Raw genomic sequence first — 12,276 nt, 5'->3', positions numbered from 1 at the left:
TAGCCCGCTATTGTCGCACCAGGGGCTGCAATGGGCGTTTTTTCGGGTAGGCGTTTAGCCGTGGCGACAGCCTTGCTATTCAATCGATAGCACACGATGCTGATGGAGCATGCGCTGCATGCATCACCGCACGGCTGAGCCAGCACGGCCGATTGCTGCATGCGCGCTACAGACTGCGCGACGAGAACGTGTCGCAAGCCTTCACATTACCGTTTTCCAGCCCCGTGTGGAACCACCGCTGGCGCTGGGCACTGGTGCCGTGGGTGAAGCTGTCCGGCACCACGGCGCCGCCTCCCGCGCGCTGCAAGGCATCGTCCCCGATCTTGGCGGCGGCATTCATGGCTTCTTCGACATCGCCCTGCTCCAGAATCTGCCGGGCGTTCTGCGCGTGGTGTGCCCAGACCCCGGCAAAGCAGTCGGCCTGCAGTTCCAGGCGCACCGACAACTGGTTGTATTGCACCTTGCTGACGCGGCCGCGCATCTCGTCGACCTTGGCGCTGATGCCCATCAGGTTCTGAACGTGATGGCCCACCTCGTGGGCGATCACATAGGCCTGCGCAAAATCTCCGGGCGCACCCAGGCGGTTCTTGAGGGTTTCATAAAAACCCAGGTCGATGTACACCTTGCGGTCGCCAGGGCAATAAAACGGGCCCATGGCAGCTTGGCCCGTGCCGCAGGCCGTCGGCGTGGAGCCGCGGAACAGCACGAGCTTCGGGTCCTGGTAGGCGCTGCCGCTCTGGCGGAAGATGCCCGTCCAGACATCTTCGGTGTCGGCCAGCACGGTAGAGACGAAGCGCGCCATCTTGTCATCCGCAGGCGGCCGATGCGCCGGCGCCTGCTGAACCTGGGCGGGAGGGCCTCCACCGCCACTGAGCAATCCCAAAATGGTCAGGGGATTGATGCCGAAGATCCAGCCGCCCAACAGCGCGACCACGATGGTCCCGATCCCGATGCTGCGCCCCCCGAACACCGGCATGCCGCCGCCTCCGCCGCCATCGCGGCGGTCCTCGACGTTGTCCGATTCGCGATTGCCTTCCCACTTCATACGATTCTCCTGCGTGCCGCCATGGGCACGACGCGCCGGATATTACGCCCGCGCCGCAAACACGGCGCATGCCGCGCGCTGCCGGTGCGGCTCAAGGCTGCTGCTCGCCAAAAGCGGGAGCATCCGCAGCGGCGTAGGTCATGGCAGGCGATGCCTGCAGGCCCCGGGCCACCCAGCTGGACTGGCGCTCTGCCGCATGCTGCACCTGCACCTGCCCCTGCACCACCCAGCCCAATGCGGCGAGCTGCCCTACGATCACGACGGCACCGATGACGATGGGCCAGGGGCGCCGTGGTGCGGGGTGGCTAACGGGAGGATGAAAATCGTCGTGCATGCAAAGCCTCTTGATGGGAATGAGATCGATGCTACCCATGGCAATGCCGCCTAAAACCCGGCGAACAACGTGCAAAAGCGTAGGACGGTGGCGGTGGGGCGGCGTAGGGCTCGAGCGTTCAGGCCAGGCCCCGTGTACCGGCACTCAGTGGGGCAACAGCCACCCGGACCGGGCTCCAGCGCCTGACACCGATCAAGTCAGCGGGTGCACCAGTGCATGCTGGCGGCTGCGGGTTCTGCGTCTTCGAAGTATTCGGAGAGCTCTTGAACCAGGGCCTGCAGCGCGCAACCCGGCAGGGTGCGGGCTCGCTCGATCTGCTGCAGCGCGTAGCTGCGGTCCCCCAGCATCATGGCGGCACTGATGCAATGGCCCCGAGCGGCCATTTGCAGCAGAAACGCGTCAAGCGTTTCAGCGGGCCAGTAACGGGACAATCCCCCCGAGCCGTGCAGCACCCGCGAAAGGCCCGTGCGCTCGGCCTGAAAAGACGAAACAGCGTGATGGGTAGCGGGCATGGTGGACTCCTCTGAAAGCGTTCTGCGCAATGTTTACAGCATCCAACCAGATGCAACACAGAACCTTGGGCGAATGGTAAGGAGCCCTCCGAGACGAGGCTTGCAGCGAAAAAGCCGACGCGGTGTAGGACGCAGCCGCCCTGCAAACAGACCCGTCAGGCCCTGGGCAGGGTCACGCCGCTTTGGCCCTGGTACTTTCCGCCCCGGTCCTTGTAACTCACGTCACAAACTTCGTCGCTTTCGAAGAAAAGCACTTGCGCGCAGCCCTCGCCGGCATAGATGCGGGCCGGCAGCGGCGTCGTGTTGCTGAACTCAAGGGTGACATAGCCTTCCCATTCGGGTTCGAAAGGGGTCACGTTCACGATGATTCCGCAGCGGGCATACGTGCTCTTGCCCAGGCAGATGGTCAGCACATTGCGGGGAATGCGGAAGTACTCGACAGTGCGCGCCAGAGCGAAGCTGTTGGGAGGAATGATGCAGCTGTCGCCCTCGAAGTCGACAAAACTCTTTTCGTCGAAGTTCTTCGGGTCCACCACGGTGCTGTGGATATTCGTGAACACCTTGAATTCCGGCGCGCATCGAATGTCGTAGCCGTAGCTGCTGGTGCCGTAGCTGATGATCTTGCGGCCCTCGGCCTCGCGGACCTGATTGGGCTCGAAGGGCTCGATCATGCCGGTCTGCTCCGCCATGCGGCGAATCCACTTGTCGCTTTTGATGCTCATTGCTCAACTCCTGCTGGGCCGCCATTGTAGAGAGGACGCGCGCGGCAGCACACTATATTTTTCATAGCTGCCCACGCTTTACCAACGTGCGCCGGAGGCCTATTTGGCTTGTGAAATCACGGTGCGTTCGATGACGCGGTCGTCCCCCAGCACGATCAAGGCGAAGAGCAACTCATCCAGATTGGCCGCGTGTGCGGTCTTGCGGGCCAGGAGCGGCGTCGCGCCCGGGTCAAGCACCACGAAGTCTGCTTCGCAACCCGGTTGCAGATTGCCGATCACGCCCGTCAGGCCCAGGGCCTGCGCTGCGCCCGCCGTGTGCTGCCACCACAACGCCTGCGGCGACAGCGACAGGCCGGGCTTGGTCTGCCCTTCCCGCCCCACGTAGTAGGCGGCGAGCATGGTGTGAAAGGGGCTGAAGCTCGTGCCGCCGCCCACGTCGCTCGCCAGCCCGTAGCGAAAGCCGACCCGGTCGGCCCCCGCATAGTCGAAGAAACCGCTGCCTAAAAAAAGGTTGCTGGTGGGACTGACGGCGGCCACGGCCCCGGTGTCGCGCATCAGGGCGCGGTCGGCATCGTCGAAATGGATGCAGTGGGCGTACACGGCACGCTCACGCATCAGGCCGAAATCGTCGTACACCGCCAGATAGCTGCGGGCCGCAGGGAACAGTTCGCGGGCCCAGCGGATTTCGTCCTTGTTCTCGGCCACATGCGACTGGACCCAGACGTCGGGGTAGCGGGCGGCCAATTCGCCCGCGCCGCGTAACTGGGCCTCGGTGCAACTGGGCGCGAAGCGCGGCGTGATGGCGTAACCCAGCCGGTCCTTGCCGTGCCAGCGGCCGATCAGCGCCTCGGTGTCCAGCAGCGACTGCCGGGTTTCGTCGCGCACGCCGTCGGGTGAGTGGCGATCCTGCAGCACTTTTCCGGCGATCAGGCGCAACCCGCGCGCCTGGGCCTCGTTCATCAGCGCGTCCACCGATGCGGGGTGCGAGGTAGCGAAGGTGAGCGCCGTGGTCACGCCGTTGCGCAGCAGCTCGTCCAGAAACACGATCGCCACACCTGCGGCATAGGCCGGATCCGCGAAGCGCGATTCGTGGGGAAAGGTGTAGTTCTCAAGCCAGGGCAGCAGGCCGTCGGCAGGCGAGCCGATCACGTCGGTCTGCGGGAAGTGCATATGCATGTCGATGAACCCTGGCGCGATGATGCGGCCGGACCAATGCACCACCGGCCATTGCGCGTACTCGGGCGCCAGCGCATGCCAGGCACCGGCGGCCTGTACAAGCTGGCGCCCCTGGGCATCGGGACCGACGGCGAGCAGGCCGTCTTCTTCATACAAGGCCGAATGGTCATCCGCGAAACGCAGCAGGCCGGAGCGATAGATTTGCATGGCGGCAGCTTACCGCCGTGCCGCCCGCTTTTCATGCGCCGCAGCGCATGGACTGCATACGGTTGGCGCTACACCGCAAGCCGCTCCAGCTGCAGCGTGTGTGGGAGCCTCCCCGCTGGCGGACCGGAGGGCATCCGGCCCAGTTGGCCCGCGATGCATTGGGCGTGCAGCGCCAGCCGCTCGATGGCGGACACATAGAACAGCGAGCCCTGCGTCAATGCGCCGATGGCAAACAGCCCCGGCTGGCCGGCCACCTGCAGGTTCTGCACATCGACCGCGATTCCCCCGAATTCATGCTGGCGAATCAAGCCCCGGTCGATCAGATTTTCAAGCAGCGGCGAATCGATTCGTGCCAGATTGCCTGCCACGCCGGTCGCATCCAGAATGCCGTCGAGTTCCAGCGCTCCGTCTGCGATTTCTACGCGAAACCCCGGCCGCCCTGCACCCGGTTGGGTGGCCCGGTAACCGGAATGGACCGTCAGGCGACCGCTTTCGAGCAATGCCTGCACCTTGCGCGCATTGTCCAGCGGCATGGGATGCCGGTAGCTCATCCACAAGCCTTGGTATTTGCGGAAAAAGCGGCGTTTCTGGTCGGGCCGCAGGGCGGCCCAGCAGCGGTCGATATCCTCTTTGGTGGCGTCCAACTGCCATTGCCAGTCCCGCACGGACTGAGCCGCCGCGATTTCGCGGCCGATCCGCAAGAGCGGATCACGAATCGTCATGAGCCCCGGGTATTCGCGCTCGTAGGGCCCGCTCTGGCGGAACCAACGCAGGAAGCCGCGCAGCGTGTCGCCGGCATAGCGTGGCCCTGGGCGAACCGGAGGCACGGCGGGCACGGCACCGCGAACCAGCGGCAACTGGCCGGAGTGGGAGTACATGTGAATGCGCTCCACACCGAGCCGGCCCAGCAGCAGCGCCATGTCGATGGCCGTGAGCTTGGTGCCCAGAATGCCGATGCGTGCGTTGCGCGGCAGCTCTGCCTTGATGGCATTCAGGTCGTGATAGGGATTGGCGTGGTAATGCGCAGCGCCCGGGAACGGCGACCTTTTCTTCAAATGCCCCATCGCCAGCACGACCTGGTCCACTGGCCAGGCGTGGTGCGCAGTGGCCACATGGAAACCGCTGGTACCGCATTCAATGTCGGTCACCGTCTGCGCAATGCGCACGAGCTTCACGCCGCGCGCGGCGAGCGCGTCTTCGGCCTGCCGGGCGACGTTCTGCAGATAGGCGCCCATGAGCGACCGGCGCACGTAAGAGCCCTGCCCGCCCGGCGGCGCGTTGCCGGTGCATTCCAGCCAGCGATCAAAGCCGTCGGGCTGGCCGGAATCGACGCTCAGCAGGGACGACGCCATGTTGAGAAGGAACTCACCATCGTTGGTGTCTTGTCCGTAGGGCAGGCCTGGACCGAACCCGCCGGCCTCGTCGAAAAGCAGTACCTCGGAGATACCGGCGCGGTGGCTTGCACGGCTGAGCGCCTGCATGACGAGGGTGCCGCTGCAGCCGCCCCCGATGATCGCGATCCTAGCCATGGTCGTAGGTCTCCCTGCTGGCGGCCCGGGCAGACGCCGGGCGTGGACGCTGCGGATGCCATGCCCGCCGCATCACTCGCGCTCCACCGCAGTGGCCAGCACTGGCATGCGAACGCCCATGGCCGAGGGGGTATGGGACGGAGCACCATGCTTGGCGAAATGCTGGCGCAGCAGCATGTCCGCGCGCAGCGAGGGGGCTGCGGTCTGCAGCAACGCCACCAGCTCGACCAGAGAGGCTGGAGCGCCTTCCAGATACCGGCGGATGGAGTGGCCATCGTGCAGCCGCGCCGGATCCTCCCGCAGAACCACCCCCGCCAGGCGGAGCAACAGCTTCTTTTGTTCGCCCTTGCGCAGGGTCCAGTGGGCTTCGGTATAGCGGAACGCCTCGTCATCGCGATGCGGGATCAGGGGCGCCAGGCTCCAGGTGCCGCTGGCACTGCCGCAGAGGTAATCCGGCGTCGTCGTGCCCGCCACGCTGCGCACGTCGTTCAGCGCCGTGACATCGACGATGGGCGTGCCCAGGACGGACAGGTTCACATCGCAGGCCGACGCGAACGACAGAGCGACAGCGCGGTTGAAAATTTCTTCCTGCTCCTGCACCGAATACCCCAGCCGCTTTAGGTCTGCCCGCGCGGCATTGTCGATTTGCTGGATCGTCGCGATGCCCGAGCTGTGTGCCAGAAAATGCAGCCGCGCCAAGTCTTCGATGCCCTGAAACGACAGCCGATCCGCCGGGCGACCATCGCGGTTCAGCAGCCGGCCCGCCGCGTCGCGTTCCACCAGGCCTGCAGCGTTCCAGGCCAAGGCCTGCGGCTGAGCGACCAGCCGGGGCAGCACCACGCGCTCGTAGATGAGGCGTGACGAATGGCTGACCACCTGCGGATGCACCTGCGTATTCAACGTGAACCGGTTGTGCAGCATGCTGGATTCGATCAGCACCGTGCCGCAGGCGTCGATGCCGGCATGGGCGATGCCCAGCACTTCAGCAGCCGACTGCGTGCGCTCCAGGAACCGCGCGAAGGTGGCCGTTAGTCCGGTGGAGAGCTTCAGGCCCTCGGGGTAATGCGTGGTGGGCGTGCTGGGCAGGACGACCCACGCCCCGCGAGCCACGGCGGCCTGCACCGCCGCAATCTCCATGTCGGGCGGAATCGCCAGGGGCCCGCTGCGGGGCGCGTCGCGGTAGATGCGGATGCCCGCGCTCTTGGCCTCGGCTTCAGAGTCCTTGTCCGCCCGCAACGCCACCGTCCGCTCGTGGATGGCCTCGAACAACACGGCCATGGCGGCGCTGTAGCCCGCATGGCGGCGCACCGCGGTATGCACGATGTCGGTCCGGTCCTCGGTGTAGCGGCACGGAATGGATGTGAGGAACTCCAGAAACCGCAGCTCCTGACCTTTGAACTGCGCGGGACGCACCTGATAGGCATGTGGCGGCAGACCCGCTTCGATGGCCATCGCTTGCAGCGCCGCATCCCACAGTCCGCCGGGCCGCTGTTGCTCTACCAGTAGTTCACGCACGAAGTTCAGCGCCTGCAGCGGATAGACGTATCGGAAGGCTCCTGCCCCTTCGGCGGGATAGCGGTCCCGTTCTTCCACGAAAAAGCGCGCGTACAGACCGTGATCGCGCAACGCGGCCAGTGCGAGGTCGCCCGCCGCCTCGACCTGCCGATCCGCCGGCAGACGGGCTGCATCGGCTTGCAGCGCCGCCAGAAACCGCGACTCCCGCGCCGCATAGCCGGGCTGCAACTGTGCCAGAGCAGCGAGCACCGAGCCGGCCATCGCTCTCGGACGCGCCAAGGGTTCCGTGGCCGCGAGCGGCTGCAGCCGCGTGATCGCCTCCTGCAGCAGTGCGACGTCCGGATGGGGCATGTCCAGCGCCACGCGCGCTTCCTCGGCGGTCAGCACGGTGGCACCCAGGGCCTGCAGTTGCTCTCGCACATAGCGCACCTGTTCTGCCGTGGTGCCGCGGCGCCAGCCGCCGGCCATTTCCGCATCGGGTACGTTCAACGCGTCTTCCAGGCCCACGCGGACGCCATCGAGGCCGAGAGCCACTGCCAGGCGTGCCAGCAGCACGATCATCGGGCCGGGCACGAGGGCAGACACCTTGGCCCCCGGACATTCGCTGCGGATGCGGTCCACCACCGGCCGCAACGATTGCACGGCCCGGGCCAGGGCATGCTCGAAGGCCTCCGCAGAACCTTCGGCCAACAGGCGCAGGATGTCCTTGCGCTCGGCTACAGGCAACAGGGAGTCGTCCGCCACTCCGCCCTCCGGCAGGCGCCGGTGCTGGTCCACCCCCACCACCAGCATGAACATGACAGGCGTGCCCACAGACCGCAGGTCGGCCTGATACGCGCCCAGCGCACTGCCCAAGATGGCGCTGTTGAACACTTCGACCTCCGGCCGCACCTTCCATTGCCGGCAGTGCGCGGTCTGCGCCGCCAGGAAGGCCGGCGGGTTTTCGTAGCCACCGCCCGCCTGGAAGATCACCGGCCCCGGGCTGAAGGACCCCATCTCCGGCACGCGTTGCTGCGCGCCGTAAGCCCGCAGGTGCACCCGGCGTACAGGGCTTTCGAAATCGGCGGCACCGCCCCGCACGCTGGTGGACAGGTTGAGGATGGCCGCAGGCGCCAGCTGGTGCAGCCGCGGCACGATGGCCGCGTACTGCGCCTCGTCGATGTGGTTGGCCTGCCGCCCCAGACGCACCGGGCTGGCCACGCCAGGCACCTGCAGCGTCTGCTGGCCGCTGCAGTCCCGCGTGTGCAGATGCACGATGGCGGCGCCTTCGCGCACCGCCGCCACGCTGTGCGCGACGATGGCTTCCGGCGTGATCGGCAGATGCGGCGATGCCGTGCGTCCGGGGTTCCAGCGGCCTTCGCCGCACTCCACCCAGCCGCGCCCGCGCAGCATTTCCAGCACCTGCGGCGCCTCGCTCTCCAGCGCGGCCACCAGCGCAGGCGGCAGGTAGCTCTCGATGCGGTTCTCGCGCCATTCCAGATCGCCGCAGCCGGCCGCTGTCCAGCCCTGGGCGGTCAGCGTCAGCACCAGTTCGCGCGCAGTCTTCACCGAGGCGATGCAGCGCAGGACAGCGCCCGGCAGATGGCGGCGCACATCGGCGTCGCCAGCGCGGCGTTCCTGAACGGATGGCGCACTCATATCACTCATATCACTGGCAGTCACCGAAGCTTCCAGGCCGTCGCTCAACGCCAGGCCACCGGCGGGCACCGGCTCCCAGCCATCGGCATCCAGATGGGCGGCCAGGCCATTGCCCTGCGCCTGTGCGGCGTCGATGGCGTGGCCGGGCAGAAACTTCGGCGCTTCGGCCAGGGCGTGCTGTGGAACGGCGCCCACTGGCGCAGCCGTGATGAATATTCGCATCAACCTTCCCCTTTTTTTGTGGATTCGCCGGGGGCGCCACTCTGACAGGGCACCCCAAGCGACGCGCGCCGGGCTGGCACGTCGGTCGCATTACAGCAACGGCCGTGCGGCAGCGACACTACCCATTCGGGTAGTTGCCAGGCCGCTGCGGATGTGAAGCCATGCCACGAAAAAACGGCAACGGCCCGGCGCCGGCATCACCGCCGCCGCCAGGCCGCTGGGGGGATCGAAAAGCGCGCGCCGCGCGCTATGCCGTGCTCGACGCCTGCGCGGCAGCCTGCTGGGCGCAGACCTCGCGCAGCGCGGCCACGAACAGCGATTGCTCTTCGTAGCGCGCCCCTTCGACCCGCTGGAACAGCGTGATCGGCGGCAGCGTCCAGCCGAACCGATGGGCGACGATGCCCACGCCAGCGATGCGCGCCAGTTCCTCGGCGATGTCCGCGGGCACGATGGACACCGCTTTTTCATTGGCGGCGATCAATTCGCCGATGAGCTTGGACGACAGGCTTTCGACGAAAGGCGCAGGCGGTGCAACCCCTGCACGCAAGAAAAAATCGGTGATCTGCTCGCGCATGGGCGTCTGGCGCGCGCCAAGAATCCACTCCAGCCGGGCCAGCTCCTGCCAGGCCAGAGGTTGGCGCCCGAGCCGCGCGGCCAGGCGGCGGTGGGTGATGAGGCGCGGCTCCTGGTGGTACAGCACCTCGTGCTCCACGCCCTGCATGTCCAGCACCGCGGAGGCCCGGCCGATCACGCAGTCCAGCTCGTGCTGGCGCAGGCGCTCCAGCAGGCGGTCGCTGGTGCCTTCGTGGACCGTGACCGTCACCTGCAGGCCTTGCGGGCGTGTGCGGCCGATGGCAGCGGCCAGCAACCGCCCCGACACGAAAGGGATCACGCCTACCTGCAGGTGCGCTGCACGGCCCAGGCCCACGGCCTCGATATCGCGCACCCAGTGGCCCAGGTCTTCCAGCATGGCCCTGGCTCGGGCGATGACCATGTCGCCCAAGGCAGTGGGTGCCATGCCCCGTGCCGAGCGTTGGAACAGCGCGCCGCCGAACATGGCCTCCAGCTCGGCCAGCGCATGCGTGACGGCCGGCTGGCTGGTCGCCATGTGGTGCGCTACACGGGTGAGCGAGCCGTGCTCGGCAATCATGCGCAGCAGCACCAGGTGGCGCATCTTGAGCCGCGAGGCGAGCCGGGCTTCCATGTCGGACAGGATCATGGGTACGTCCTCCGGTATATCGAATTACTTATGGGGCAATACTAATTTAGAAAGATTGGTTCATGAGACTTCGCCACAATCCTGGCCCATCGGCGGCGGTCCTTCTTGCAGGCCCGGCGCCTTCCGAGAATGAACACATGGGGGAGAGGCGCGCAATGGAGACGATCTACTGGGTGGTGGGCATCGGGGCCGTGGTGGCCGGGTTCGTGCAGGGCCTTTCGGGCTTTGCGTTCGGCATGGTGGCCATGTCGTTCTGGGCATGGACGCTGGAGCCGCGCCTGGCGGCGACGCTGGCGGTGTTCGGTGCGCTCACCGGCCAGATCGTCGCGGCGGTGTCGGTGCGGCGCGGGTTTGACGTGCGCACGCTCGCTCCGTTCGTGCTGGGGGGATTGTTGGGCATTCCGCTCGGCGTGGCGCTGCTGCCGCGCCTGGACATGGTCTGGTTCAAGACGCTGCTGGGCGCGCTGCTGGTGCTTTGGTGCCCGGCCATGCTGATGGCCAAGCGCCTGCCCCGCATTCAAAAAGGCGGGCGCCTGGCCGATGGCATCGTGGGGATGGCCGGCGGCGTGATGGGCGGCATCGGCGGCTTCACCGGCACGCTGCCCACGCTGTGGTGCACCCTGCGCGGCTACGAAAAGGACCAGCAGCGCGCGGTGATCCAGAACTTCAACCTGTCGATGCTGATGGTCACCATGGCCACGTACCTGGGCACCGGCGTGGTCACGCGCGACATGCTGCCGTTCTTCGCGATCGTGGCGCCGGCCATGCTGGTTCCCACGCTGCTCGGCACGCGGCTGTACATCGGGCTGAGCGATGTGGCCTTCCGGCAGATCGTGCTGGGCCTGCTCACCGCATCGGGCGCGGCACTGCTGGCCTCGTCGCTGCCGCTGCTGGCGGCACGCCACCTGTAGCGGCAAAGGGAAAGGGTCTCGAGAATCAGCGCTGCACGCCCTCGACCAGCCAGTTCATCTGCAGAATCTGCGCGTCGGTCAGCGTCCGGCCCGCAGGGATGACCTCGCGGCCGGCGTTGTCGCGCACGGGCGCTGCCCCCGCGCGGAACGGGTGAAAGCGACCCTGGGCGATATCGTCCTGCCGCGCCAGCACCTCGGCCTTCACGGCGGGAGGCACCTTGGGGCCGAAGCCTTCGACGCGGATCATGCCTTCGCGCACGCCGCCCCAGAGGTTGCCGCTTTTCCATGTGCCATCGGCCACGGCGCGCACCCGCTGGGTGTAGTAGCCGCCCCACTGGTGCGTGACGGCGAGGACCTGCGCGTCCGGCCCGGTGCGGCGCATGTCGGAGTGGTAGCCGATGGCGAGCTTGCCGCGCTCCTGCGCCGCCGCCATCACCGCCGTGGACCCGGTGTGGAACGCCACCACGTCCACGTTCTGATTGAAGAGCGCCATGGCCGCGTCGCGCTCCTTGGGCGGGTCGAACCACACGTCCAGCCAAACGAGCTTGACGGTCGCCTTCGGGTTCACCGAACGCATTCCCAGCGTGAATGCGTTGATGCCCTGCAGCACTTCGGGAATCGGGAACCCCGCCACATAGCCGGCCACGTTGGTGCGCGTCATGCGCCCGGCTGCGATGCCGGCAAGGTAGCGGCCTTCGTAGTAGCGCGCGTTGGCCGTGGCCACATTGGGCGCGGTCTGGTAGCCGGTGATGGATTCGAACTTCACGCCGGGGTAGTCCCGCGCGACCCGCAGCGTGGGCTCCATGTAGCCGAAGCTGGGGGTGAAGATGATCTGGTGGCCCGTGGCGGCCAGATCGCGGATCACGCGCTCGGCGTCCGCGCCCTCGGGCACGTTCTCGACGAACGTGGTGCGCACGCCTTGGCCCAGGGCGGCCTCGACGGCCTTGCGGCCCTCGTCGTGCTGCCGCGTCCAGCCCGCTTCGGTGATGGGCGAGACATAGACGAAGCCGGCCTTGACCACGGCCGGGGATGCGGTCTGGTCGGCTTGACCGGCTTGGCGGTTCTGGGAATGGGCGTGCGAAAGCAAACAGCAAGCGGCCACGAGCGTGGCAGCGAGGTTTTTGTACATGGTGGTCCTCTACATGGTCCCGGGGATGAAAACGCGAAAGGCGGCCGGGACAGCCGCCTTTCGGGGAGCGAGATTGTAGTCAGGCCTGCCGGTTCGCAGGCCCGAGGGGCCATGCCG

Annotated in this window: 10 protein-coding genes; 1 reads left to right on the top strand and 9 read right to left on the bottom strand. The window is 66.9% G+C overall.

What is annotated here, in order from left to right; genetic code table 11:
* Nucleotides 1–166 precede the first annotated feature (166 nt).
* From ypfJ to AVHM3334_RS00750, 8 genes are all read right to left on the bottom strand, one after another.
* The gene (gene ypfJ / locus AVHM3334_RS00785; protein WP_284408782.1) at nucleotides 167–1,045 is read right to left on the bottom strand and encodes a KPN_02809 family neutral zinc metallopeptidase; all 879 of its coding nucleotides are present in this window, start codon (nucleotides 1,043–1,045) and stop codon (nucleotides 167–169) included.
* 91 nt (nucleotides 1,046–1,136) lie between these two features.
* Nucleotides 1,137–1,418: a hypothetical protein gene (locus AVHM3334_RS00780; RefSeq protein ID WP_284408781.1), complete on the bottom strand. Its 282-nt coding sequence runs from the start codon at nucleotides 1,416–1,418 to the stop codon at nucleotides 1,137–1,139.
* Nucleotides 1,419–1,576: 158 nt separating this feature from the next.
* On the bottom strand, nucleotides 1,577–1,891 hold the full coding sequence (locus AVHM3334_RS00775) for a hypothetical protein (protein ID WP_284408779.1): 315 nt from the start codon (nucleotides 1,889–1,891) through the stop codon (nucleotides 1,577–1,579).
* A gap of 155 nt (nucleotides 1,892–2,046) precedes the next feature.
* Nucleotides 2,047–2,613, bottom strand: a complete 567-nt coding sequence (gene dcd / locus AVHM3334_RS00770; RefSeq protein WP_284408778.1) for a dCTP deaminase — start codon at nucleotides 2,611–2,613, stop codon at nucleotides 2,047–2,049.
* 99 nt (nucleotides 2,614–2,712) lie between these two features.
* The gene (guaD, locus tag AVHM3334_RS00765; protein WP_284408777.1) at nucleotides 2,713–3,996 is read right to left on the bottom strand and encodes a guanine deaminase; all 1,284 of its coding nucleotides are present in this window, start codon (nucleotides 3,994–3,996) and stop codon (nucleotides 2,713–2,715) included.
* A gap of 68 nt (nucleotides 3,997–4,064) precedes the next feature.
* A complete protein-coding gene (locus AVHM3334_RS00760; protein ID WP_284408776.1) occupies nucleotides 4,065–5,525 on the bottom strand; it encodes an FAD/NAD(P)-binding protein in 1,461 nt (486 codons plus the stop codon).
* Between the two features lie 72 nt (nucleotides 5,526–5,597).
* Nucleotides 5,598–8,900, bottom strand: coding sequence for a 3-keto-5-aminohexanoate cleavage protein (locus AVHM3334_RS00755; protein ID WP_284408775.1), 3,303 nt, complete (start codon nucleotides 8,898–8,900; stop codon nucleotides 5,598–5,600).
* A 247-nt stretch (nucleotides 8,901–9,147) separates the two neighbouring features.
* The gene (locus AVHM3334_RS00750) at nucleotides 9,148–10,119 is read right to left on the bottom strand and encodes a LysR substrate-binding domain-containing protein (protein WP_284408774.1); all 972 of its coding nucleotides are present in this window, start codon (nucleotides 10,117–10,119) and stop codon (nucleotides 9,148–9,150) included.
* 155 nt (nucleotides 10,120–10,274) lie between these two features.
* Here AVHM3334_RS00750 and AVHM3334_RS00745 point away from each other — a divergent pair, with 155 nt between their 5' ends.
* Nucleotides 10,275–11,030 carry a sulfite exporter TauE/SafE family protein gene (locus AVHM3334_RS00745; RefSeq protein ID WP_284408773.1) on the top strand — a complete coding sequence of 252 codons (756 nt, stop codon included), beginning with the start codon at nucleotides 10,275–10,277 and terminating at the stop codon, nucleotides 11,028–11,030.
* A 25-nt stretch (nucleotides 11,031–11,055) separates the two neighbouring features.
* Here the strand turns inward: AVHM3334_RS00745 and AVHM3334_RS00740 are convergent, their stop codons facing one another.
* Nucleotides 11,056–12,159 (bottom strand): BMP family ABC transporter substrate-binding protein, encoded by a 1,104-nt coding sequence (locus AVHM3334_RS00740; RefSeq protein ID WP_284408772.1) that lies wholly within the window; start codon nucleotides 12,157–12,159, stop codon nucleotides 11,056–11,058.
* Between the last annotated feature and the right edge of the window lie 117 nt (nucleotides 12,160–12,276).

It is taken from the genome of Acidovorax sp. SUPP3334, from assembly GCF_030159055.1.
In the GTDB taxonomy this organism is placed as follows: domain Bacteria; phylum Pseudomonadota; class Gammaproteobacteria; order Burkholderiales; family Burkholderiaceae_C; genus Paracidovorax.
This window is presented reverse-complemented; position numbering and strand designations above follow the sequence as displayed.

Bases quoted from the DNA above. Each gene is read 5' to 3' on its own strand.
- ypfJ (WP_284408782.1), bottom strand. From the start codon at position 1,045: ATGAAGTGGGAAGGCAATCGCGAATCGGACAACGTCGAGGACCGCCGC.
- AVHM3334_RS00780 (WP_284408781.1), bottom strand. From the start codon at position 1,418: ATGGGTAGCATCGATCTCATTCCCATCAAGAGGCTTTGCATGCACGAC.
- AVHM3334_RS00775 (WP_284408779.1), bottom strand. From the start codon at position 1,891: ATGCCCGCTACCCATCACGCTGTTTCGTCTTTTCAGGCCGAGCGCACG.
- dcd (WP_284408778.1), bottom strand. From the start codon at position 2,613: ATGAGCATCAAAAGCGACAAGTGGATTCGCCGCATGGCGGAGCAGACC.
- guaD (WP_284408777.1), bottom strand. From the start codon at position 3,996: ATGCAAATCTATCGCTCCGGCCTGCTGCGTTTCGCGGATGACCATTCG.
- AVHM3334_RS00760 (WP_284408776.1), bottom strand. From the start codon at position 5,525: ATGGCTAGGATCGCGATCATCGGGGGCGGCTGCAGCGGCACCCTCGTC.
- AVHM3334_RS00755 (WP_284408775.1), bottom strand. From the start codon at position 8,900: ATGCGAATATTCATCACGGCTGCGCCAGTGGGCGCCGTTCCACAGCAC.
- AVHM3334_RS00750 (WP_284408774.1), bottom strand. From the start codon at position 10,119: ATGATCCTGTCCGACATGGAAGCCCGGCTCGCCTCGCGGCTCAAGATG.
- AVHM3334_RS00745 (WP_284408773.1), top strand. From the start codon at position 10,275: ATGGAGACGATCTACTGGGTGGTGGGCATCGGGGCCGTGGTGGCCGGG.
- AVHM3334_RS00740 (WP_284408772.1), bottom strand. From the start codon at position 12,159: ATGTACAAAAACCTCGCTGCCACGCTCGTGGCCGCTTGCTGTTTGCTT.